The organism is Burkholderia aenigmatica, from assembly GCF_902499175.1.
GTDB classification, from domain to species: Bacteria; Pseudomonadota; Gammaproteobacteria; order Burkholderiales; family Burkholderiaceae; genus Burkholderia; species Burkholderia aenigmatica.
Window position 1 is genome coordinate 124,511 of sequence record NZ_CABVQC010000005.1, and the last position, 22,744, is coordinate 147,254.

16 protein-coding genes are annotated in these 22,744 nt (G+C 66.3%); 11 read left to right on the forward strand and 5 right to left on the reverse strand.

Annotated elements, in window-relative coordinates:
* Window positions 1-18: 18 nt before the first annotated feature.
* Entirely contained in the window at window positions 19-867 is an 849-nt protein-coding gene (locus tag BDO18943_RS05675) for a MurR/RpiR family transcriptional regulator (RefSeq protein WP_011350936.1), read from the reverse strand.
* Between the two features lie 281 nt (window positions 868-1,148).
* On the opposite strand from BDO18943_RS05675, the gene edd reads away from it, so the two are divergent.
* The 4 genes from edd (at window position 1,149) to BDO18943_RS05695 (ending at window position 5,750) form a co-directional block, all read left to right on the forward strand.
* Window positions 1,149-3,005, forward strand: coding sequence for a phosphogluconate dehydratase (gene edd / locus BDO18943_RS05680; RefSeq protein WP_175021587.1), 1,857 nt, complete (start codon window positions 1,149-1,151; stop codon window positions 3,003-3,005).
* 19 nt (window positions 3,006-3,024) lie between these two features.
* Window positions 3,025-3,651 carry a bifunctional 4-hydroxy-2-oxoglutarate aldolase/2-dehydro-3-deoxy-phosphogluconate aldolase gene (gene eda / locus BDO18943_RS05685; RefSeq protein WP_043191255.1) on the forward strand — a complete coding sequence of 209 codons (627 nt, stop codon included), beginning with the start codon at window positions 3,025-3,027 and terminating at the stop codon, window positions 3,649-3,651.
* 220 nt (window positions 3,652-3,871) lie between these two features.
* Entirely contained in the window at window positions 3,872-5,233 is a 1,362-nt protein-coding gene (locus BDO18943_RS05690; protein ID WP_043191253.1) for a GntP family permease, read from the forward strand.
* Window positions 5,234-5,246: 13 nt separating this feature from the next.
* Window positions 5,247-5,750, forward strand: coding sequence for a gluconokinase (locus BDO18943_RS05695; RefSeq protein WP_175021588.1), 504 nt, complete (start codon window positions 5,247-5,249; stop codon window positions 5,748-5,750).
* 80 nt (window positions 5,751-5,830) lie between these two features.
* On the opposite strand, the gene BDO18943_RS05700 is transcribed toward BDO18943_RS05695, so the two are convergent.
* Window positions 5,831-6,478 (reverse strand): TetR/AcrR family transcriptional regulator, encoded by a 648-nt coding sequence (locus BDO18943_RS05700; protein ID WP_175021590.1) that lies wholly within the window; start codon window positions 6,476-6,478, stop codon window positions 5,831-5,833.
* A gap of 277 nt (window positions 6,479-6,755) precedes the next feature.
* On the opposite strand from BDO18943_RS05700, the gene BDO18943_RS05705 reads away from it, so the two are divergent.
* A complete protein-coding gene (locus tag BDO18943_RS05705) occupies window positions 6,756-8,177 on the forward strand; it encodes an NAD(P)/FAD-dependent oxidoreductase (RefSeq protein ID WP_175021591.1) in 1,422 nt (473 codons plus the stop codon).
* Window positions 8,178-8,247: 70 nt separating this feature from the next.
* Here the strand turns inward: BDO18943_RS05705 and purB are convergent, their stop codons facing one another.
* Window positions 8,248-9,636 carry an adenylosuccinate lyase gene (gene purB / locus BDO18943_RS05710; RefSeq protein WP_043191242.1) on the reverse strand — a complete coding sequence of 463 codons (1,389 nt, stop codon included), beginning with the start codon at window positions 9,634-9,636 and terminating at the stop codon, window positions 8,248-8,250.
* A 231-nt stretch (window positions 9,637-9,867) separates the two neighbouring features.
* Between purB and BDO18943_RS05715 the strand changes: the two genes are divergently transcribed.
* From BDO18943_RS05715 to BDO18943_RS05740, 6 genes are all read left to right on the forward strand, one after another.
* Window positions 9,868-10,821 (forward strand): LysR substrate-binding domain-containing protein, encoded by a 954-nt coding sequence (locus BDO18943_RS05715; RefSeq protein ID WP_039361477.1) that lies wholly within the window; start codon window positions 9,868-9,870, stop codon window positions 10,819-10,821.
* Between the two features lie 265 nt (window positions 10,822-11,086).
* Window positions 11,087-12,373 (forward strand): Glu/Leu/Phe/Val family dehydrogenase, encoded by a 1,287-nt coding sequence (locus BDO18943_RS05720; protein WP_175021593.1) that lies wholly within the window; start codon window positions 11,087-11,089, stop codon window positions 12,371-12,373.
* Window positions 12,374-12,623: 250 nt separating this feature from the next.
* Window positions 12,624-13,517, forward strand: a complete 894-nt coding sequence (locus BDO18943_RS05725; protein ID WP_175021594.1) for a glutamate/aspartate ABC transporter substrate-binding protein — start codon at window positions 12,624-12,626, stop codon at window positions 13,515-13,517.
* Window positions 13,518-13,601: 84 nt separating this feature from the next.
* Entirely contained in the window at window positions 13,602-14,342 is a 741-nt protein-coding gene (locus BDO18943_RS05730; protein WP_175021596.1) for an amino acid ABC transporter permease, read from the forward strand.
* Window positions 14,342-15,019 (forward strand): glutamate/aspartate ABC transporter permease GltK, encoded by a 678-nt coding sequence (gene gltK / locus BDO18943_RS05735; protein WP_043191232.1) that lies wholly within the window; start codon window positions 14,342-14,344, stop codon window positions 15,017-15,019. The genes BDO18943_RS05730 and gltK overlap by 1 nt, the downstream gene beginning before the upstream one ends.
* On the forward strand, window positions 15,016-15,741 hold the full coding sequence (locus BDO18943_RS05740) for an amino acid ABC transporter ATP-binding protein (RefSeq protein WP_011350949.1): 726 nt from the start codon (window positions 15,016-15,018) through the stop codon (window positions 15,739-15,741). The genes gltK and BDO18943_RS05740 overlap by 4 nt, the downstream gene beginning before the upstream one ends.
* 92 nt (window positions 15,742-15,833) lie before the next feature.
* Here BDO18943_RS05740 and BDO18943_RS05745 read toward each other — a convergent pair whose 3' ends face one another.
* Window positions 15,834-21,101 (reverse strand): autotransporter outer membrane beta-barrel domain-containing protein, encoded by a 5,268-nt coding sequence (locus tag BDO18943_RS05745; protein ID WP_175021598.1) that lies wholly within the window; start codon window positions 21,099-21,101, stop codon window positions 15,834-15,836.
* Window positions 21,102-21,732: 631 nt separating this feature from the next.
* The gene (locus BDO18943_RS05750; RefSeq protein WP_080741830.1) at window positions 21,733-22,644 is read right to left on the reverse strand and encodes a class II glutamine amidotransferase; all 912 of its coding nucleotides are present in this window, start codon (window positions 22,642-22,644) and stop codon (window positions 21,733-21,735) included.
* Window positions 22,645-22,744: the final 100 nt, after the last annotated feature.

Consider the following 22,744-nt stretch of genomic DNA (forward strand, 5'->3'; position numbering starts at 1 on the left):
GGTATGCGTGGCGCGCGCTCAATCCTTCGCGCCGTCGTCGATCCGGCGGCGCGTGATCGCCTCCTTCGCACGGCCGACCCGTTCCATCAGCGCGGGGCCGCGCGACAGCGCGACGCCGACCGCGAGGATATCGCCGATCGCGAGATGCGACATCCGCGACGTCATCGGCGAGAACACGTCCGTTTCCTCCGCCACGTTCGACGCGAGACTCACCGTCGCGAGCTTCGCGAGCGGCGAATGGCTCTGCGTGATCGCGACGACTTTCGCGCCGCACGCGAGCGCGGAGCGCGCGGCGTCGACGATGTCGCGCGTGCGGCCGGTGTTCGAGATCGCGACGACGACGTCGTGCGGCCCGAGCAGCGCCGACGACATCGAGAACGTGTGCGGATCCGAGTACGCGACGCTCGGCACGCCGAGCCGGAAGAACTTGTGCTGGATGTCCTGCGCGGCGATGCCCGAGCCGCCGGCGCCGTAGAACTCGATCCGGGATGCGTTCGACAGCAGCGCGATCGCATCGGCGACGCTGCCCGCGGACAGGCTGTTGCGCACCTCGATCAGTGCGCCGATCGTGCGGTCGAACACCTTGCCGATGATGCCGGGCGCCGGTTCGTCGGGCTCGACGTCGCGATAGACCGACGACACGCCCGGCGCGACGCTCTGCGCGAGCCGGATCTTGAATTCGCGAAAGCCGCTGCAGCCGAGCGCCTGGCAGAAGCGCGCGATCGTCGGCTGGCTGACGCCCGCGCGCGTCGACAGCTCGGTCATCGCGAGGTCGAGCACCTCGCGCGGCGCGGCGAGGATGTAGTCGGCGAGCTTGCGCTCGGACGGGCGCAACTCGGCGCGGATCGCTTCAATGCGGGGCAGCATGGGACGGCAGGCAGAAATCGGGTTCGGATGAGCGAGTGTATCGCAATCGAATTGTAGAAAATCTACAAGAAAATACTAGCACCGGCCGGGTGATTTTGTTGAGGCGGGTTAGGGTTTTCACTAGGTGTCGCCTTGCTGGTAGCGGGAATAAGGGTTGCGGGGCGACTAATCTGCATTGCGTGCATGTAGTTTTTCTACTAGACTGATTTCGTTCTGTCGACGTGTTCGACCGTCCCCACGATTCCAACGCCGGTGTCGGCCGGCATACAGGAGCGCCCAGCATGACGTCGCTGCACCCCACCCTGGCGAAGGTCACCGAACGCGTGATCGCCCGCAGCCAATCGACCCGTTCCGCCTATCTGCAGCGCATCGACGGCGCGCAGGGCAAGTTCCCGGCGCGTGGCGCGCTGTCGTGCGCGAACCTCGCGCACGGCTTCGCAGGCCTCGAGGGTAACGACAAGTTCGCGATCAAGGCGATCCGCGAACCGAACATCGGCATCGTTTCCTCGTACAACGAGATGCTGTCCGCGCACGCGCCGTACAAGGATTTCCCCGACATCATCAAGGCGGCCGCCCGCGAGAACGGCGGTGTCGCGCAGTTCGCGGGCGGCGTGCCGGCGATGTGCGACGGCGTCACGCAGGGCAATCCGGGGATGGAGCTGTCGCTGTTCTCGCGCGAGGCGATCGCGATGGGCACGGCCATCGCGCTCACGCACAACATGTTCGACGCGGCGCTGTGCCTCGGCATCTGCGACAAGATCGTGCCGGGCCTGCTGATCGGCGCGCTGCAGTTCGGCCACCTGCCGACGATCTTCGTACCGGCCGGCCCGATGACGAGCGGCCTGTCGAACGACGACAAGGCGAAGATCCGCCAGCAGTTCGCGACCGGCCAGGTCGGCCGCGACGCGCTGCTCGAAGCCGAATCGGCCGCCTATCACGGCCACGGTACCTGCACGTTCTACGGCACCGCGAACAGCAACCAGATGCTGATGGAGCTGATGGGGCTGCACCTGCCGGGCTCGGCATTCGTCCACCCGCACACGCCGCTGCGCACCGCGCTCACGGCCGAGGCCGCGCGCCGCGTGCTCGACCTGACCGTCGAGCGCGGCCAGTACACGCCGATCGGCCATGTGATCGACGAGAAGGCGATCGTCAACGGGATCGTCGCACTGCTCGCGACCGGCGGCTCGACCAACCACACGCTTCACCTCGTCGCGATCGCGCGCGCGGCCGGCATCCTGATCGACTGGAACGATTTCGACGAACTGTCGGCCGTCGTGCCGCTGCTCGCGAAGATCTACCCGAACGGCAAGGCCGACGTGAACCATTTCCACGCGGCGGGCGGCATCGCGTTCCTGGTGCGCAACATGCTCGAAGGCGGGCTGCTGCACGAGGACGTGACGACGGTCGCCGGCCGTGGCCTGTCGCACTACACGAAGGAGCCGAAGCTGATCGACGGCAAGCTCACGTGGGTCGACGGCGCGGCCGAGAGCCACGACACGAAGGTGCTGCGCGGCATTCGCGAGCCGTTCCAGCCGGACGGTGGCCTGCGCCTGATGCAGGGCCGGCTCGGCCGCGGCGTGATCAAGATTTCGGCGGTCGCGCCCGAGCACCGCAAGGTGACCGCGCCCGCGATCGTGTTCGATTCGCAGGAAGCCGTGCAGGAAGCGTTCGATCGCGGCGAGCTGAAGCGCGATTTCGTCGCGGTGGTGCGCTTCCAGGGCGCGCGTGCGAACGGGATGCCCGAGCTGCACCGTTTGACGCCGCTGCTCGGCGTGCTGCAGGATCAGGGCTTCCACGTCGCGCTCGTCACCGACGGCCGCATGTCGGGCGCGTCGGGCAAGGTGCCGGCCGTGATCCACGTGTCGCCGGAAGCGCTGCTGGCTGGCCCGCTGGGCAAGGTGAAGACGGGCGACACGCTCGTGATCGACGCGGAAGCCGGCGTGCTCGACATCGAGATCGATGCGGCCGAGTGGCAGGCGCGCCCGGTTGCGCAGCCGCTGCACCAGGCCGAGAACGAGGTCGGATTCGGGCGTGAACTGTTCGGCGTGTTCCGCGCGGCTGCCGCGCCGGCAGAGCAGGGCGCATCGGTTTTCGGTACGCTGGTCGGCGAAACGGCCACCCACGTCGCCGCATGAATTTCAAGGAGCCACATCAATGAAGACGATTGCTGAAATCGTGAAGCTGGGCCCGGTCATCCCGGTGCTCGCATTCGACTCGGTCGAGCAGGGCGAACACGTGTCGCGCGCGTTGCACGCGGGCGGCGTGAAGGTGCTCGAGATCACGCTGCGCACGCCGGCCGGCCTGGAGGCGATCCAGCGCGCGAGCCAGCTCGCGGACGACATCGTCGTCGGCGTCGGCACGATCACGAAGCCCGAGCATTGCGCGCAGGCGAAGCGCGCGGGTGCGAAGTTCGGCGTGTCGCCGGGGCTGACCAAGGAACTGCACCTCGCATCGCTCGACGCGGGCCTGCCGCTGCTGCCGGGCGTGATGACGCCGAGCGACATCATCCAGGCGCTCGAATTCGGCTACGAGATCGTGAAGTTCTTCCCCGCGCAGCAAGCCGGCGGCGTGCCGATGCTGCAGGCGTTCCACGGTCCGTTCCCGGCGCTGAAGTTCTGCCCGACCGGCGGCATCACGGTCGACACCGCGCCGAATTTCCTGAAACTGCCGAACGTCGTGTGCGTTGGCGGTTCGTGGCTCACGCCGAAAGCCGCGCTCGCCGCGCAGGACTGGGCCGAAGTCACGCGCCTCGCGCAAGCCGCGAGCCAGCTCCCCCGTTAAGAATTGTACGAAATGACGGTTTAACCCTCGGACGACGAGCGCTTAGTGCTTGTTTTACCGAGGGTTTTTGCTGATGGAACCGGTTCTATCCGCGAGCCGCAAAGATCAGTAAAATTCAGCGTCCTGACGGGGTGGGTACCCCCCGTGTTTCGGAGACCTGCATAGCCGGGCATACTCGCAACAACTCGCCCGGTTCGAACAATTCTAGGAGGAGTGCCACATGGGGGCTGTCCAAGGCAGCATGCTGCTCGTATTCACGCTGATCGCGATCGCCGCGCTGATCCTGATGATCGCGCGCTTCAAGATCTACCCGTTCCTGGTGCTGATCATCGTTTCGCTCGGCCTCGGTCTCGTCGTCGGCATGCCGATGGACAAGATCGTCAAGTCGTTCGAGGCGGGCACCGGTGGCACGCTCGGCCACATTGCGATCGTCGTCGGCCTCGGCACGATGCTCGGCAAGATGATGGCCGAATCGGGCGGCGCCGAACGGATCGCGACCACGCTGATCGACTGGTTCGGTGAAAAGAACATCCACTGGGCGATGATGTTCGTCGCGATCATCGTCGGCCTGCCGGTGTTCTTCGAAGTCGGCTTCGTGCTGCTGATCCCGATCGCGTTCAACGTCGCGAAGCGCACCGGCAAGTCGCTGCTCGTCGTCGGCTTGCCGATGGTGGCCGGCCTGTCCGTCGTGCACGGCCTGATCCCGCCGCACCCGGCCGCGCTGCTCGCCGTCCAGCAATACGGCGCCGACATCGGCAAGACGATCGCGTTCGGCCTGATCGTCGGCGTGCCGACCGCGATCATCGCGGGCCCGCTGTTCGCGCTGACGATCTCGAAGTTCGTGAAGCTGCCGGAGAACAATCCGCTCGCCGCGCAGTTCGTCGATACGCACACGGACGGCCGCAAGCGCGAACTGCCGAGCTTCGGCATCACGCTGTTCACGATCCTGCTGCCCGTCGTGCTGATGCTCGTCGGCAGCTGGGCCGACCTGCTGTTCACGCCGAAGTCGCTGCCGAACAACCTGCTGCGCTTTGCCGGCAACTCGGACGTCGCGCTGCTGATCGCCGTGCTCGTGAGCTTCTTCACGTTCGGCAAGCTGCAGGGCTTCAACCGCGACCAGATCCAGAAGTTCTGCGGCGAGTGCCTGGCACCGATCGCCGGCATCACGCTGATCGTCGGCGCGGGCGGTGGCTTCGGCGGCGTCCTGCGCGACAGCGGGATCTCGCAGCAGATCGTCGAGACCGCGAAGCACGCGCACCTGTCGCCGCTGCTGCTCGGCTGGTTCGTCGCGGCGCTGATGCGTCTCGCGACGGGTTCGGCGACGGTTGCGATGACGACGGCCTGCGGCATCGTCGCGCCGATCGCGGCGGCGGCCGGCACGACGGTCAGCCCGGAATTGCTGGTGCTGGCCACGGGCTCGGGCTCGCTGATCTTCTCGCACGTGAACGACGGCGGTTTCTGGCTGATCAAGGAATACTTCGGGATGACGGTCGGTCAGACGTTCAAGACCTGGTCGTTGCTCGAAACGATCATCTCGGTGCTGGGCCTCGGCTTTACACTGCTGCTGAGCATGGTTCTGTAACAAGGGGTAGTCAATGATTCTGATCGCAATGGGCGTGTCGGGCGCGGGCAAGTCGCGAATCGGCGAAATGCTGGCGGAACGCCTGTCGTGCAGCTATACCGATGGCGACGCGTTTCACAGCGCGGCGAACAAGGAAAAGATGCACCACGGCATTCCGCTGACCGACGACGACCGCTGGCCGTGGCTGCGCACGATCCGCGAGGCCATCGAGGAAAAGCAGCGCGCCGGTGAGACGGCCGTGTTCACGTGTTCGTCGCTGAAGCGGTCGTACCGCGACGTGCTGCGCGGCACCGACACCGACGTGCGGTTCGTGTATCTGAAGGGTTCGTTCGAGGTGTTGCACGAGCGCCTGAAGAGCCGCACCGGCCATTTCTTCGATCCGGCGCTGCTGAAGAGCCAGCTCGATACGCTCGAGGAGCCGGGCCCGGACGAAGCGATCGAGGTCAGCATCGAGCTGACGCCCGAACAGATCATCGATCAGGTCATGCTGAAGATCGGCATCGCGCAGCAGCACTGAGCGCGGTTCGCGGCAATCGTCATGAAAAAGGCGCCCTTCGGGGCGCCTTTTTCGTGGGCGGCCCGCGGGCCGTAGGCGGGTCAGGCCGCGCGTGCCTGCTTCGCGATGCCGTCGAGCAGCACGTCCAGCATCGTGTCGTGCACGGCTGCCGGATCGAGCTGCGCATAGAGCGGGGCGGCCGCCTTGACGAGCGGATGCGCGGCGTCGGACAGCGCTTCCATCTCCGCGAGCTCGACGTCGTTCGCGGCGCGCGTGAGGCCGCCGGCTTCGGCGGCGGCCAGCCCGATCACGCTCGCATACCAGCCGACGCACACCGACGGCAGCGCTGCGCGCGGGATGCCGGCGTCGGCCAGCGCGCGATGCACGGCCTCGATGTGCGCGAGATCGGCCGGCCCGGTACTCATGTGCCGCTGCAGCAGCGCGAACGCGGCCGGGTAGCGCAGCGCGAGCGCGCGGTACTGGCGTGCGAGGTCGCGCAGCCGTTCGCGCCACGGCAGGGCGGTATCGACCGGCACGAGCGAGCGCGACAGCGCGTTCGCGATCGCACGGCTCAGGCCTTCCTTCGACTTGAAGTGATACAGCACGCTCATCGGATCGCAGCCGACCGACTGCGCGAGCTTGCGCACGCTGAATGCGGCTTCGCCGACGTCTTCGAGCAGTGCGAGCGCGGCCGCGACGATCGCGTCCTTGTCGAGGCCGCGCGGGCCCTGGGCGGGTTTGTCTTTCATCGATGCGGGCTGACGGGCCGACGTGGCACCGGCTGTAAACTTGACGAAAGCTTATTCTACACTGTAGAATTATTTCTGCGGTGTAGAAATTGGGTGTCCCGGCACCTTTCAATACGTGCTTTCGCACAGTCCGGGATCCAGGCGGCACGAGCGTGTCCGCCGTCAACACGGGCCATCGCGCCCCTTTATCTCGTTGACACCCATGTGGAACCGGCTGCCCCACCCGCGAAGCCAGAAGGCTCTTCGACAGGCGGCCCAAGACCATGCAAGTGCAATCATGACTTTCAACAATCAACCCCTGATCCAAGGCGAATCGCGTTTCGAACAAACGCAACTGAACATCGAAAAAGACAACTGGAACTGGTGCGACCCGGCCCGCTACGACGGCGAGCGCCCGGCGAACTGGTACGAAGCGTCGCTGTCGCGCCACGCGAACAGCGCGCCGCTCGCGCACGACGTGGTCTGCGACGTGCTCGTGATCGGCGCAGGCCTGCTCGGCGCATCGGCTGCGCTGCATCTCGCGGAAGCGGGTGTCGATACCATCCTCGTCGACAAGCACCACGTCGGCTCGGCCGCATCGGGCCGCAACGGCGGGCAGCTCACGCCCGGCCTCGCGCGCTGGGAAGCCGCCGACATGATCGATCACCTGTCGCACGACGACGCAAAGCGGCTGTGGCGCTTCGCATCGACCGAATCGATGGACCTGATCGATGCGATCGGCGCACGCTACGCGCTCGAGCTCGACCGCAAGCGTGGCCACGTGACGGCCGCGGTCCACCCGGGCCACATGAGCGCGCTGCTCGACGGCGCGGATGCGCGCCGCCATCTCGGCGACGCGGGCGTGACGCTGGTCGGCCGCCATCAGCTGCATGACGAATACGTGCGCTCGGGGCTCTACCACGGCGCGGCGATCGACGCGATCGGCGGACAGATCCATCCGCTCGCGCTGGTGCGCGGCCTCGTGCACGGCTTCCGGCTGAACGGCGGCGCGCTGTTCGAGGGCACCGAGGTGCTCGAACTCGTCGAAACGCCGGAGGGTGTCGTCGCGACGACGCCGGGCGGCACGATCACCGCACGCAAGGGCGTCGTGCTCGCGCTGCACAACACGACGTTCCGGCTGCTCGACGACGGCGCCGCGACGACCGTGCCGTTCTTTACCTACGTGAGCGTGACGGCGCCGCTCGACGTCGACGTCGCGACCTTGATGCCGGCCGGCATGCCCGTGTACGACACGCAGTTCCAGATCGACTACTACCGGCCGGTACGCGGCAACCGCCTGTTGTTCGGCGGGCAGGGCACCGGCACCTGCTGGGCGCAGCCGGACGTGAACGCGTATCTGCTGACGCGGCTGAACACGGTGTTCCCGCAGCACGACGGCCAGTTTGCGCTCGACTACTGCTGGAGCGGCGTCAGCGACTTCACGCTGAACGGCGCGACCGACAGCCGCAAGACCGACGGCCGCGTGCCGATGTACATGGTGCAGGGCTGGAGCGGCCACGGCGTCGCGCAGACGGTGCGGATCGGCAAGGCGATCTGCGACGATTTCGTCGGCCGCAACGACGACTTCTCGATGCTGACCGGCATCGACCATCGCGCGATCCCGCTCGGCCGCCAGCTGTCGCCGATCGCGATTCCGGCCGCGAAGGCGGCGATGAGCGTGATGAGCGCGCTCAATCCGGGCAAGATGATCTCATTCTGATCGGCCGAACAGCAAAAAGCCCGATGCGATTGCTCGCATCGGGCTTTTTTATCTGCGGAGACGGCAGTGCTTACGCGATCCGCTTCGCCAGTTCGACGGCCTTGCCGATGTACGACGCAGGCGTCATCGCGAGCAGAAGATCCTTCGCGTCCTGCGGGATCGCGAGCGTGCCGACGAATTCCTGCAGCGCTTCGCGCGTGATGCCCTTGCCGCGCGTCAGTTCCTTCAACTGCTCGTACGGGTTCTCGATGCCGTAGCGGCGCATCACCGTCTGCACCGGCTCGGCGAGCACTTCCCAGCAGTTGTCGAGGTCTTCGTTCAGGCGCTGCGGGTTCACTTCGAGCTTGTCGAGGCCGCGGATCAGCGAGTCGTACGCGAGCAGCGAGTAGCCGAGCGCGACGCCCATGTTGCGCAGCACCGTCGAGTCGGTCAGGTCGCGCTGCCAGCGCGACACCGGCAGCTTGTCGGCGAGGTGGCGCAGCGTCGCGTTCGCGAGGCCGAGGTTGCCTTCCGAGTTCTCGAAGTCGATCGGGTTGACCTTGTGCGGCATCGTCGACGAGCCGATTTCACCGGCCTTCGTCTTCTGCTTGAAGTAGCCGACCGAGATGTAGCCCCACACGTCGCGGTCGAGGTCGAGCAGGATCGTGTTCGCGCGCGCGACCGCGTCGAACAGCTCGGCCATGTAGTCGTGCGGCTCGATCTGGATCGTGTACGGATTGAACGTGAGCTTCAGGCGGTTCTCGATCACGTCGCGCGAGAACGCTTCCCAGTCGAATTCCGGATATGCGGAGAGATGCGCGTTGAAGTTGCCGACCGCGCCGTTCATCTTGCCGAGGATCTCGACCTTCTCGATGCGCGTGATCGCGCGGGCGAGGCGGGCCGCGACGTTCGCGAGTTCCTTGCCGAGCGTCGTCGGGCTGGCCGGCTGGCCGTGCGTGCGCGACAGCATCGGCTGTTCGGCGTGCGCGTGCGCGAGTGCGACGAGGCGCTGGTAGACCGTGCGCAGCGCCGGCAGGATCACGTGCTCACGCGCGCCGGCGAGCATCATGCCGTGCGACGTGTTGTTGATGTCTTCCGACGTGCACGCGAAGTGGATGAATTCGCTGGCCTTTTCGAGTTCTTCCTGGCCCTTCACCGATTCCTTCAGCCAGTATTCGACGGCCTTCACGTCGTGGTTCGTCACGCGCTCGATGTCCTTGATGCGGGCGGCGTCGTGCGCGGTGAAGCGCTCGGCGAGCTGCAGCAGGAACTGTTCGGACGCATCGGAGAAGCGCGGGACTTCCGCGAAGCCGGCGCGCGACAGCGCGATCAGCCAGTGCACCTCGACGGTGACGCGGTGGCGCATGAAGGCGGCTTCGGAGAGCCAGTCGCGCAGCGCTTCGGTCTTGCTGGCGTAGCGGCCGTCGATGGGCGAAAGCGCGGTGAGGGCGAAAAGCGTATCGGGACGAGTGTCGGACATGATCGGGCGGGCCTTGGGGCCGGGTCGAGCGAGGGGAAGGAGAATCCGGCATTTTACCATCGGCGCGGGACGATCCCGGCTGAGCGTGGCCCGCGGGCGCCGCCGCATGCGGACACAGTGCCGGCGCCCGTTGGCGGCGGGGCGCCGCGCCGTTCGCTGCACCGCCGGCCGGGGCCGCCCGCCGGTAGAATGCAGGCTTCTTCCCGACCGCCGCCCGCCGCGCCCGCCTGCATGGAACTGAAATGGCTCGAAGACTTCGTCTCGCTCGCGGAGACGCGCAGCTTTAGCCGGTCCGCCGAACTGCGGCACGTGTCGCAGCCGGCGTTTTCGCGGCGCATCCAGGCGCTCGAGGCATGGCTCGCGACCGAACTGATCGATCGTTCGGTCTATCCGACGCGGCTCACGCAGGCCGGGCAGATCTTCTACGAACAGGCGCTGACGATGCTGTCGCAGGCGCACGAGGCGCGCACGCTGCTGCGCGGCCACGTCGGCGCGCCGGTGCCGACGATCGAGTTCGCGGTGCCGCACACGCTGTCGCTCACGTATTTCCCGCGCTGGCTGCAGCGGATCGAGGCGAAGATGGGTCAGGTCCACACGCGGCTGCGCGCGCTGAACGTGCACGACGCGGTGCTGTCGCTCGTCGAGGGCGGCTGCGATCTCGTGATGGGCTACCACCACCCGAGCCATCCGGTCGCGCTCGACCCGGCGCGCTACGACATGCTGATCCTCGGCAGCGAGCCGATCAGCCCGTTCTCGGCGCCGGGCCGCGCGGGGCGGCCGCGCTATACGCTACCCGGCACGGCAGACGCGCGCGTGCCGTACCTGTCATATACGCCGAACGCGTATCTCGGCCGGATGACGGAGGTGATCGTCGCGAATGCGTCGACGCCGCTGTTCCTCGATCGCGTCTATGAAACCGACATGGCCGAAGGGCTGAAGGCGATGGCGCTCGCGGGCCACGGCATCGCGTTCCTGCCGCACAGCGCGGTCGAGGATGCGGTCGCCGGTGGCCGCCTGATCCGGCTCGACCGGTCGGTGCGTGGCGGCGCGTACCCGTTCACGCTGACGATGGAGATCCGCCTGTACTGCGACAAGCTCGCGCTGCAGGGCGACGATCCGCGGCAGAAGCTCGTGCGTGCGCTGTGGGACGTCGTGCGCGACGAACTGCGCGAAACCGCGGGTTAACCGTGGGCGGTTAACCGTCGGCCGGCTGTCGTCGAGCTTGCGGCGCCTGTCGGACGGCTGTCCGGCGGCCATCACGCATCCAGGAAACACGATTTTTCACGCACGCGATGCACGAGCGATCGCGTGCGTTCTTGCGCAAATCGACCGCAGATTTGCGAAAAATCGCGATCATGCAAGAAACGCATAATCGAATAAGCAAACGGCATTGGATAAAAAAAACGGGTTTTTCGACAATGTGCGCACTTCGTTGAACGTTGGAGCATCCATGTCTTCGCAACAGCAGTCCATCCCGTCCTACCTGCACGCCGACGATCTCGGCCCGTGGGGCAACTACCTTCAGCAGGTCGATCGCGTCGCGCCGTACCTCGGTTCGCTGTCGCGCTGGCTCGAAACGCTGAAGCGTCCGAAGCGCATCCTGATCGTCGACTGCCCCATCGAGCTCGACAACGGTACCGTCGCGCACTTCGAAGGCTATCGCGTGCAGCACAACGTGTCGCGCGGCCCGGGCAAGGGCGGTGTGCGTTACCACCAGGACGTGACGCTGTCGGAAGTGATGGCGCTGTCCGCATGGATGTCGGTGAAGAACGCGGCCGTGAACGTGCCGTACGGCGGCGCGAAGGGCGGTATCCGCGTCGACCCGCGCAAGCTGTCGCGTGGTGAGCTCGAGCGCGTGACGCGCCGCTACACCAGCGAAATCGGCATCATCATCGGACCGAACACCGACATTCCGGCACCGGACGTCAACACCAACGAACAGGTGATGGCGTGGATGATGGACACGTACTCGATGAACCAGGGCCAGACGTCGACCGGCGTCGTGACCGGCAAGCCGATCGCGCTCGGCGGTTCGCTCGGCCGCAAGGAAGCAACGGGCCGCGGCGTGTTCGTCGTCGGCTCCGAAGCGGCGAAGAAGAAGGGCCTGGAAATCGAAGGCGCGCGCATCGCGGTGCAGGGCTTCGGCAACGTCGGCGGCATCGCGGCGAAGCTGTTCCAGGAAGCGGGTTCGAAGGTGATCGCGGTGCAGGATCACACCGGCACGATCTACCAGCCGGCCGGCCTCGATTCGAACAAGCTGCTCGACCACGTCGCACGCACGGGCGGCGTCGCGGGCTTCGAAGGTTCGGAGCCGATGCCGAACGACGAGTTCTGGACGGTCGAAACCGACATCCTGATCCCGGCGGCACTGGAAAACCAGATCACCGAGAAGAATGCAGCGAAGATCCGCACGAAGATCATCGTCGAAGGCGCGAACGGCCCGACGACGACGGCGGCGGACGACATCCTGACCGCGAACGGTGTGCTCGTGATCCCGGACGTGATCGCGAACGCGGGCGGCGTGACCGTGTCGTACTTCGAATGGGTGCAGGATTTCTCGAGCTTCTTCTGGACGGAAGACGAGATCAACCACCGTCTCGAGCGCGTGATGCGCGAAGCGTTCTCCGGCGTGTGGGCAGTCGCGGAAGAGCACAAGGTGTCGGTGCGTACGGCGGCGTTCATCGTTGCGTGCAAGCGCATCCTGATGGCACGCGAAATGCGTGGCCTGTACCCCTGATCGGCGGTTGCCGATTTCAGATCGGTTGACTACGATCAATCCATGACGCAATCCATCCGGTTGCGTGCATGAACCCTCGCGGGCGGTGCCGAATCCGGTACCGCCCGCGCGCGCATTCGGCCGCCGGAAGAGGGCCGAAGCCGGGAGGAAGGCTTCGCGCAGCACGATTCGTAGTGCGGTAAACAACCAGTACTTTCAAAAATATTACTTTGATACACTGGCGCGGGTTTTAGCCAAGGAGATGACCAAAATGAAATACCAAAAGGCAGTCCTGATGTTCGCGGCGCTTTGCGCGTTCGCAGGTGGCGCGCATGCTCAGGAGACGGGCACGCTGAAGAAGATCAAGGACACGGGCGTGATCGCGCTGGGGCACCGCGAGTCGTCGATCCCGTTCTCCTACTATGACGAAAAGCAGCAGGTGGTCGGCTATTCGCGCGAATTCCAGATGAAGGTGGTCGACGCGGTGAAGAAGAAGCTGAACCTGCCGAACCTGCAGGTGAAGAACATCCCGGTCACGTCGCAGAACCGCATTCCGCTGGTGCAGAACGGCACGGTCGACATCGAGTGCGGCTCGACGACCAACAACGCCGAACGCCAGCAGCAGGCCGCGTTCTCCGACACGATCTTCGTGATCGGCACGCGCCTGATGACGAAGAACGATTCGGGCATCAAGGATTTCGCCGACCTGAAGGGCAAGACGGTCGTGACCACCGCCGGCACGACGTCCGAGCGCCTGCTGCGCAAGATGAACAACGAAAAGCAGATGGGCATGAACATCATCAGCGCGAAGGATCACGGCGATTCGTTCAATACGCTGGAATCGGGCCGCGCGGTCGCGTTCATGATGGATGACGCGCTGCTCGCGGGCGAGCGTGCGAAGGCGAAGAAGCCGGGCGACTGGGTGATCGTCGGCACGCCGCAATCGGAAGAAGCGTACGGCTGCATGATGCGCAAGGGCGATGCGGACTTCAAGAAGGTCGTCGACGACGCGATCTCGCAAGTCGAGAAGTCGGGCGAAGCCGCGAAGATCTACGCGAAGTGGTTCGAGAACCCGATCCCGCCGAAGGGGCTGAACCTGAACTTCCCGCTGTCCGATTCGATGAAGAAGCTGTACGCGAACCCGAACGACAAGGCGCTCGACTGACCGCACGGCCGTTGATGCAGAAATGACGCTAATGAGACGGAAGAGGCCCCGCTTCTTCCGTCTCTTTTTGCTGGAGTCTTGCCCATGTCTTACCACTGGAACTGGGGCATCTTCCTGAGCCCCGTGTCGACCGGCGAGCCGACGACTTATTTCGGATGGCTGATGTCCGGCTTCTGGGTGACGATCGAAGTGTCGCTCGTCGCCTGGGTCATCGCGCTGATCGTCGGTTCGCTGTTCGGCGTGCTGCGTACCGTGCCGAACAAGTGGCTGTCCGCGATCGGCACCCTGTACGTGTCGATCTTCCGGAACATTCCGCTGATCGTGCAGTTCTTCGTCTGGTATCTCGTGATACCCGAGCTGCTGCCCGCGTCGATCGGCACCTGGATCAAGCAGTTGCCGCCCACCACGCAGTTCTTTACCGCGTCGATCATCTGTCTCGGCCTGTTCACGGGCGCGCGCGTGTGCGAACAGGTGCGCGCCGGGATCAACGCGCTGCCGAAGGGCCAGCGCGCCGCCGGCCTCGCGATGGGCTTCACGCAATGGCAGACGTACCGCTACGTGCTGCTGCCCGTTGCGTACCGGATCATCGTGCCGCCGCTCACGTCGGAATTCCTGAACATCTTCAAGAACTCCGCCGTCGCGTCGACCATCGGCCTGCTCGACCTGTCCGCGCAGGCGCGCCAGCTCGTCGACTACACCGCGCAGACGTATGAATCGTTCATCGCGGTCACGCTCGCGTACGTGATCATCAACCTCGTCGTGATGGCGTTCATGCGCTGGATCGAAGGCCGCACGCGGCTGCCCGGCTATATCGGAGGCAAGTGATGCATCAGTTCGACTGGAGTAGTATTCCCGGCGCGCTGCCGACGCTGTGGACGGGGGCGATCGTCACGTTGCAGATCACGCTGATCGCGATCGTGGTCGGGATCGTCTGGGGCACGCTGCTGGCGCTGATGCGGCTGTCGGGCGTCAAGCCGCTCGCGTGGTTCGCGCAGGGCTACGTGACGGTGTTCCGCTCGATTCCGCTCGTGATGGTGCTGCTGTGGTTCTTCCTGATCGTGCCGCAGCTGCTGCAGGGCGTGCTCGGGTTGTCGCCGACGATCGACATCCGTCTCGCATCGGCGATGGTCGCGTTCTCGCTGTTCGAAGCCGCGTATTATTCCGAGATCATCCGCGCCGGCATCCAGGCGGTGCCGCGCGGCCAGGCGAACGCCGCATTCGCGCTCGGCATGAACTACGCGCAGGCGATGCGCCTCGTGATCCTGCCGCAGGCGTTCCGCGCGATGGTGCCGCTGCTGCTCACGCAGGCGATCGTCCTGTTCCAGGATACGTCGCTCGTGTACGTGATCAGCCTCGCGGACTTCTTCCGCACGGCGGCCAACATCGGCGATCGCGACGGCACGACCGTCGAGATGGTCCTGTTCGCCGGCGCATGCTATTTCGTGATTTGCTCGTTGGCGTCTGCTCTCGTCAAGGGTCTCCAGAAAAAGGTCACAAGATGATTTCCATCAAGAACGTTTCGAAGTGGTACGGCCAGTTTCAGGTCCTCACCGACTGCACGACCGAGGTCAAGAAAGGCGAAGTGGTCGTCGTGTGCGGCCCGTCCGGTTCGGGTAAATCCACGCTGATCAAGACCGTGAACGGCCTCGAGCCGTTCCAGCAGGGCGAGATCCTCGTGAACGGCCAGTCGGTTGGCGACAAGAAGACGAACCTGTCGAAGCTGCGCTCGAAGGTCGGGATGGTGTTCCAGCATTTCGAGCTGTTCCCGCACCTGTCGATCACCGAGAACCTGACGCTCGCGCAGGTCAAGGTGCTCGGCCGCGGCAAGGACGAGGCGAACGAGAAGGGCATGAAGCTGCTCGATCGCGTCGGCCTGAAGGCGCATGCGCACAAGTTCCCGGGCCAGCTGTCGGGCGGCCAGCAGCAGCGGGTCGCGATCGCGCGCGCGCTGTCGATGGATCCGATCGCGATGCTGTTCGACGAGCCGACGTCCGCACTCGACCCCGAGATGATCAACGAAGTGCTCGACGTGATGGTCGAACTCGCGCAGGAAGGGATGACGATGATGGTCGTCACGCACGAGATGGGCTTCGCGAAGAAGGTGGCCCATCGTGTGATCTTCATGGACAAGGGTGCGATCGTCGAGGACGACCGCAAGGACGATTTCTTCTCGAATCCGAAATCGGAACGCGCGAAGGACTTCCTCGCGAAGATCCTGCACTGAGCGTTCGCGCTCGTCGACGCTGCATGTGCGTCGCTGCGAAAACCGCCCGGCCTCGCGCCGGGCGGTTTTTTTTCGTCCGCCGCCAGCGGGCGTTACCAGCTGTAGCGGTAGCCGACCTGCCCGACGATGCCGCGCCGGTAGTCGCCGCCGATGTTGCGCGCGATCTTCGCGTTCGCATACAGCTCGCCCGACTTGCCGAAGCCGGCGGTCACGCCGACGCCGAGCTCGTACCACGTGCGGCCGAGATGCGTCGCGAACGGCGTGCCGCCGACGACGGTCTGGCCCGGCGACAGGAAGTCGTGCAGCACGTCGGCCGTGAAGTACGGCGTCGCGGCACCGCCGCCCGAATCCGACTGGAGGTTCGGCCGGAAGATGCGCACGCCGACGCGGCCGCGCAGCGCGTTCGTCGTCGTGCCCGAAACCGCCGAGACGTTGTCGTTGAACCCGTTCAGCTTCAGGTACTGGACCATCAGCTGCGCCTGCGGTTCGACCGCGACCGGCAGCGCGCCGATCGCGAACGGCTTGCCGACTTCCTGCGACAGTGCAACACCGAAGCCGTTCTGCGACGCCTCGTTGCCGTAGCTGTCGCGATAGCGGTTGCCGTAGTGCGTGACCTGCCCGACGCTGTCGAAGTACGTGCCGTCGGACAGGTACTTCGTCCAGTAGCCGCCGACGCTCTGCGCGTGCATCTCGACCGAGCCCGTCGACGTCGACAGGTTGGCCGTGTCGGCGCGCGCCATGTCGCTGAAGCTCGCGTTCGACACGCCGATGCTGGCCGTCACGCCCGCGTGCGTGCTGCCGCCGCCGTTCGGCGCCTGGTCGAGCGTCCAGTCCTTGCCGAACTGCGCGAAGAACGTGCGCGCGTCGGCCGCGAAGCGGCCTGCGTTCGCGTCTAGGCTCTGGCCGCCGATGCGCCCCCACACGCCGTCGCGATTGCCAGGCTGCTGCTTGCCGAGGTTGTAGATGTCGCCGACACGCTCGTGCAGCTTGCCGAGTGTCGAGAAGCCGTAGTCGGCGTTCAACAGCGGCGTGAGCGCGTAGCCGGCGACGCCGGGGCGATACGCGAGCGTGCCGCCGTTGCCATTCCCGTTGCTGTTACCGTCGCCGCCACCGGACGGGTGGATCGGGTCGCCGGGGTCCGACGGATCGAGCTGCGACCGCAGGTACCAGCCGTTCGCGTCGCCTTGCCCGCCGCGATACAGCCGGTATTCGTACGCGCCCGCCTGCACGGGCCCCGCAAGCTGGAACGCCGATGCGGTGGTCGTGCCGCCGTTGGCCGTGACGACCACCGGAATCCCGTCGCCCATCGTCTGCGCGCCGGTGCCGGCCGTGTTGGCGATCTTCAGGCCCGTCGTGCCGCTCGCGGCGCCGCCGTTCACGATCACCCGGTCGGTCGGCGATGCGTCGGCACCGAGGAACGTGTTGAGCGCGATCGTGCCGCCGTTGCCGACGTAGCTGCCGGTCGTCAGCGTCTTGTAGCTGCCCGCGAGCGTCGGCGAACCGGTCGGTGCGGCGAACGCGACCAGGCCCGCGTTGTTCAGGCTGCTCAGCACGGAGCTGCCCGTCATGCGCCAGGTGCTGCTGCTGTCGACGGTCAATGCGACCGGATCGATCGTGCCGGTCAGCGTCGTGCCGTTCGCGAGGAACACGTTGCCGATGCTCGATGCGTCGGAGACGACGTTGCCGGTCAGGTTCACGGCCGACGCGGTGAAGCTGGCGTGGCTGCCGTTCGACAGGTCGAGCAGCGTGCCGTTGCCGGCCGTCACGACCGTGCCGTTGCGCACGGCGATGTCGGCCGTGCCGCCGCGCACGGCGAAGGCCGGCCCGGTGGCGGACGTGACGCTGCCGCCGTCGACGAGCACCGAGCTCGTCGCGCCGTTGGCGAGCGTATCCGACGCCAGCACACCGGCCGTCGCGCCCTTGAGTGTCGTGCCGGTCAACGCGAGCACGCCGCCGCTGTCGGCGGTTGCGCCGTTGCCGGCGGCGCTGGCGATCGACGAGCCGGTATCGCCGATACGGCCGCCGTTCTGCGCGACGAGGCCGTCGGCCGCCGTGCCGGCTGCGGTGATCTTCGCGCCCGACAGCAGTGCGGTCGCGCCGTCGCTCGTCACGATCGCGGCCGAACCCGCGCCGGTCGTCGCGACGGTCGTACCGTTGGCCGTCAGCGTCGAATCGGCGCCCGACACGAAGAAGCCGCGCGCGTTGTCGCCAGTGGTCCGGACGACGGTCGCCGCATCGGTCGCGATGCGTGCGCCGGCGCCGGTCGACGACAGGCCGTCGGCACCGCCGCCGGTCGTGCCGATCTGCGTGCCGGACAACGCGACCGTCGCGTTCGTCCCCTGGTTGTCGATCCCCTTGCCCGAGCCGCCGACCGCGATCGACGTCGCGCCGGCCGCGAGCCCGCCGCCCGTCACGCTCGAGTCGATCAGCACGCCGTCGGCGCTGCCGTTCGCGATCACGGTGCCGGCGCCCGACAGCGCGACCGATGCGCCGGCGCCCGTCAGGTGCACGCCCGCGATGCCGTCGTCGGCTTCGATCGAACCCGCGTTGGCGAGCGTCGCCGACGCACCCTGGACGAGCGCGCCGGTGCCGTCGGAGACGCGGATCGTCGACGCGTTGTTCACCGTGCCGAGCGTGCCGATCACGACGCCCGTCGAGCCGGCGCCAGTCAGCAGTACCGTGTTGCGGTTCTCGAGCGTGCCGAGGCGTTGCGCGACGAAGCCCGTCACGCCGGCAGTCGATGACGTGACGGCGGCGCTGTTGGTGAGCGTCGTCGCGACCGGTGCGCCGGCATTGGCGCCGGTGAGGTCGTGCGCCTGGCCGTCGACGACGCCGGCGATCGCGCCGGCCGCGTTCAGGTTGATCGTCGCGCCCGCGTCGATCGTGCCTTGCGCGCCGCCTTCGACTGCAATCGCGATGCCGTTCGCGCCGTTGACGTTGTAGATCGCGTTGCCGGTCGACAGCACGGTGCCGGCGTCGGTTGCGAGCACGCCGCGTGCGCGCTGGCCGTTGACGTCGGTCGTCAGCGCGCCGGCCGTCGACGCGCCCGTGTAGGCCGCACCGCCCGCGACCCGGAACAGCGTCGAATCGTCGGTGTCGACGCGGAGGTGCTGCGCGGCGACGTTGATCTGCGAGCCCGCGCCATAGGCGTAGAAGCCGATCTGGTTCGTGCCCGACATGAAGGCGGGCACCGCATTGGCGCCGACGTCGATCGTCGCGCCCGAACGCGCATGCACGCCGATCGCGCCGGTGCCCGTCAGGTTGAGCGCGCCGTCGAGCGTGGCCTTCGCGCGCGGCCCTTCGGCCCACACGCCGTAGTTGCGTGTGCCCGAGGCAGGATCGAGGCCGCCGGCCACGTTGATCGTGCCGGTCGAGGTTGCAGCCGTCGCGGTCGTGCCGGTCCCGACGACCATGATGCCGATGCCGTTGACGCCATTCAGCGTGATGGTGCCGGTATTGGTCACGGTCGCGGCCGTGTTGGCCGCGAGCATGCCGACGTTGGCGAGCGGCGTGCCGGACGCCGCGCCGTTGACGACGATCGCGCCCGCGTTGTTCAGCGTGCCGGACGACGAGCCGATGCTCGCCAGTGCGGCGCCGTTCTGTGTCTGCGAGCCGATCACGATCGTGCCGAGGTTGCTCGCGGTACCCGATGCGCCGAGCAGGATGCCGTACGCGTGCGCGGACAGCGCGACGTCGTTCGCGGCTTCCGGCGCGCCGGCATCGTACTGGGCCGCCCGGCCGAGGTAGATCGTGCCGCCGGCTTCGTTCGTGAAGCTGCCGCCGGCAACGAGGCCGCCGATCACCTGGCTGTCGAGCGTCGTCGCGTTGACGCCGACGTTGATCGTGCCCGCGTTCGATGCGGTCGCACCGTCGGTCGCGGCCACCGCATAGTTCTGCAGGTTCGGTCGCGTGGTGTTGTAGGTCCACGCGCCGACGTTCATCACGCCGTGGTTGACGAAGGTCGTGCCGGCGCCGTTCGCGTAGACGCCGTTGCCCTCGGTGTACGCATTGAAGCCGAAGTTGGCGGGCGGTGCGGCGCTGCCTGTGTTGAAGTTGTCGCCGGCGGCGTAGCCGGACGAGATCACGCCGTTGTTGACGCCGCTCGCACCGGTCAGCAGGCGCACGAGCGTGAAGTCGCCGGACAGGCCGCCGTCGTTGACGAAGTGCGCGCCATTTTCCGCGAGGACCGCCGAGCTCGAGTCGATCGTGTTGGTGCCGCGGAAGTCGATCTGCCCATCCTTGCCGATATGCAGCGTCGCGTTCGCGCCGGTGCCGTGCAGCGCCGTCAGGTAGTTCATCGGCAGCGCATTCTCGTCGCCCGGCGACACGTTGTTCGCGTACCCGAACGATTGCGTGGTGAACGTGACGGCCTGGTTGAACGCGCTGTCGTAGGCGGCCTGCGAGCCGAGCGCGCCGCTACTCACCGAGTGCACGAGGAAGTTGTTGTACGCGGCGAGCGACGCCGCGTCGGTGACGGTCCATGCGCTGCCGTCGAACGCGGTGAAGCTGCCCGCATACGTCGGCACCTCGAGCAGGACATGACCGACGGGGCCGCCGTTCGCGAGATAGTCGCCGGTACCCAGCCAGATCTGGTTGCGCGAATTCCAGTTGATGACGCTTTGCGCCGAGCCGGTGCCGTCCGCGACGAACAGGTCCGTCTGCTTCGGCGCCATCGTGATCGCGTTACCGGCTGCCGTGGGCGAGCCTGCCGGATTGCCGATCGACACGTCGAGCGTTCCGCCGGAGCGTTCGACGGTGCCGATTCGCGTGTTCACGTACTGGTTGCCGTTCACGTCGTGATAGACCGACACGTCGGTCGAGCCCGCACTCGATGCGGAAAACGTGCCCGAATCGTAGGTCGCGATCGAGGTCTGGCCACCGGTGATCGAGTCGGGCGTGCTGACGCTTTGTGTCTTGCCGCCGATCGACAGCAGCGCTTGATTCGGGTTGCCCGACACGACGGACGTGCTGCCGAGCGGCATCTGCGTGTAGCCCATGTCGCCGGTTGCACCGGTCCACGCGCCCGTCAGGCTGACCCGGTCGCCGCCCGACACGGTCGTGGCGCCGACGAGGTTGTCGTTGACGGTCGGGCTGAAGCTGTCGAGCGCGCAGGTGCCGTTGCTCGCGACGGCCGCGCCGCTGCCGCACGTCGACGCGTACGCGGAGCCGGCCGATAGCGCGGCCAGCGCGGCGCCGACTGCCGCGACGCGAAGCGATGTCCGGTGCGGTGCCGCGTGCGCGGCGCGGCGGCTCGTGCCCGACGGGCGGCCCGAACGCTTGCCGCGCGCCCGTGCCGTTTCCGCAGCCGCGACCCAGCAGCCGGTGGTCTCGCTCCATATCGATCGAAATGAATGATTCACGACAAGCCCCTCTCTCTTGTTTTGATGTGGTTTTCACCGCGGTGCAGTGAAATCGCAATCCGCGGTGGGGAATGGCGTGAATGGGTGTGCGGCGGCTGTGGCCGTGTCCGTGCCAATCGCGATTCGTTACACCGAGGATGAGCGGAGTCTATTGACCGGGAGGAGGGTCGATTGTCGGGAAGCTTACAAATGCGGCATTAATGCGGTTTTTGCTGGGTATTTTTTGTTTGTGTGATGAATCGAACTGAGGGCCCTTGTGGATAAGGATTTGGTCGATTTTTAGTGTGTGACGTCGCGATCGCCGTGTCGGTGGGGCGGCGCACGGTTTGCATCAGGTTAGTCCGTTAAAATGCGGTTTGCAGATTATGTGCTCTCTGGTGAGGTGATTTATTCTTTTCTCTTGTTGATGATTTTTTATTGGAGATGAATTAAATCAAGAGAATATTGCGTGACGTTGCTTCGATATACCGGAATGTGGGCCGGATGAACGGAGTTGGCACGGGCGAGCGATGGGGCCCGAAGCGTCACGGACCGTGTGTGCAAAACAGCCCGCCGCAATCGCGCATGGCGGGCGACCGTCTTGCGGAGCGGCGGCTGGCAGGGGAGAGGAGCGGGCGCGGGTGCGCCGGGCTCAGAAGTCGATTGCGTCGTCGGAATCGACGTCCGCGGCGGTGGCGAGCGCCTCGCGTGTGTCGCGCGGCGCCGACGCCGATGCGTCGAGCGCCGGATTGCGCAGCTTCTCGAGCACGCGCTCGGGCACCGGGATCCGCATCCGCGCGGCGACGTCGCCGCACTGGAACATGATCAGCTCGCCCGGCTCGAACGCGGTCCAGACTTCGTTGTCGGTGAGCGGCTGCGTCGCGATCACGGCGACGCGATCCTCGGGCGTCGTGTATTTCGCGAAGTCGATCGACAGGTCTTCGTCGACGAGGTGCGCGGTCGAGAACGGCCAGCGCCGCACGAGGTAATGCAGCCGCGTCGAGCAGTGTGCGAACAACGCCTGGCCGTTCGACATCAGGAAGTTGAACACGCCGTGATCGGTGATGCCGCGCGTCAGCTCGCCGACGCGCTCGAACAGCTCGGGCAACGGCGGCTGCGCACCGGGGAACGCTTCGCGCAGCCCCTGCATCAGCACGCAGAACGCCTGCTCGCTGTCGGTCGTGCCGACCGGGTGGTAGACGCTGCCTTCCATGTCCGGTGCGTAGTCCTGCAGGTCGCCGTTATGCGCGAAGATCCAGTGCCGGCCCCACAGCTCGCGCATGAACGGATGGCTGTTCTCGAGCAGGATGTGGCCTTGCGTAGCCTTGCGGATGTGCGCGATCGTGTTCTTGGACTTGATCGGGTAGCGCTTCACCATTTCGGCGATCGGCGACGTGGCCGATGCCTGGTGATCGATGAACAGGCGGCAGGCTTTATCTTCGAAGAACGCGATGCCCCAACCGTCGGCATGGTGATCGGTGAGCCCGCCCCGGGCCGCGAAACCTGTGAAGGAGAATGTGACGTCCGTCGGCGCGGCGCAGTTCATTCCTAAGAGTTGGCACATTTTACTTGGGGCAGCAGGCTGAGGCGGGGGGTAACGAACCGGGCGAACCCCGGTACAATGCGGCTTCTAGCATATCACCGAGCCCTGAGCGGTAAAAAGC

Coding starts and splice junctions, on each gene's coding strand:
- BDO18943_RS05675 (WP_011350936.1), bottom strand. CDS start 867: ATGCTGCCCCGCATTGAAGCGATCCGCGCCGAGTTGCGCCCGTCCGAG.
- edd (WP_175021587.1), top strand. CDS start 1,149: ATGACGTCGCTGCACCCCACCCTGGCGAAGGTCACCGAACGCGTGATC.
- eda (WP_043191255.1), top strand. CDS start 3,025: ATGAAGACGATTGCTGAAATCGTGAAGCTGGGCCCGGTCATCCCGGTG.
- BDO18943_RS05690 (WP_043191253.1), top strand. CDS start 3,872: ATGGGGGCTGTCCAAGGCAGCATGCTGCTCGTATTCACGCTGATCGCG.
- BDO18943_RS05695 (WP_175021588.1), top strand. CDS start 5,247: ATGATTCTGATCGCAATGGGCGTGTCGGGCGCGGGCAAGTCGCGAATC.
- BDO18943_RS05700 (WP_175021590.1), bottom strand. CDS start 6,478: ATGAAAGACAAACCCGCCCAGGGCCCGCGCGGCCTCGACAAGGACGCG.
- BDO18943_RS05705 (WP_175021591.1), top strand. CDS start 6,756: ATGACTTTCAACAATCAACCCCTGATCCAAGGCGAATCGCGTTTCGAA.
- purB (WP_043191242.1), bottom strand. CDS start 9,636: ATGTCCGACACTCGTCCCGATACGCTTTTCGCCCTCACCGCGCTTTCG.
- BDO18943_RS05715 (WP_039361477.1), top strand. CDS start 9,868: ATGGAACTGAAATGGCTCGAAGACTTCGTCTCGCTCGCGGAGACGCGC.
- BDO18943_RS05720 (WP_175021593.1), top strand. CDS start 11,087: ATGTCTTCGCAACAGCAGTCCATCCCGTCCTACCTGCACGCCGACGAT.
- BDO18943_RS05725 (WP_175021594.1), top strand. CDS start 12,624: ATGAAATACCAAAAGGCAGTCCTGATGTTCGCGGCGCTTTGCGCGTTC.
- BDO18943_RS05730 (WP_175021596.1), top strand. CDS start 13,602: ATGTCTTACCACTGGAACTGGGGCATCTTCCTGAGCCCCGTGTCGACC.
- gltK (WP_043191232.1), top strand. CDS start 14,342: ATGCATCAGTTCGACTGGAGTAGTATTCCCGGCGCGCTGCCGACGCTG.
- BDO18943_RS05740 (WP_011350949.1), top strand. CDS start 15,016: ATGATTTCCATCAAGAACGTTTCGAAGTGGTACGGCCAGTTTCAGGTC.
- BDO18943_RS05750 (WP_080741830.1), bottom strand. CDS start 22,644: ATGTGCCAACTCTTAGGAATGAACTGCGCCGCGCCGACGGACGTCACA.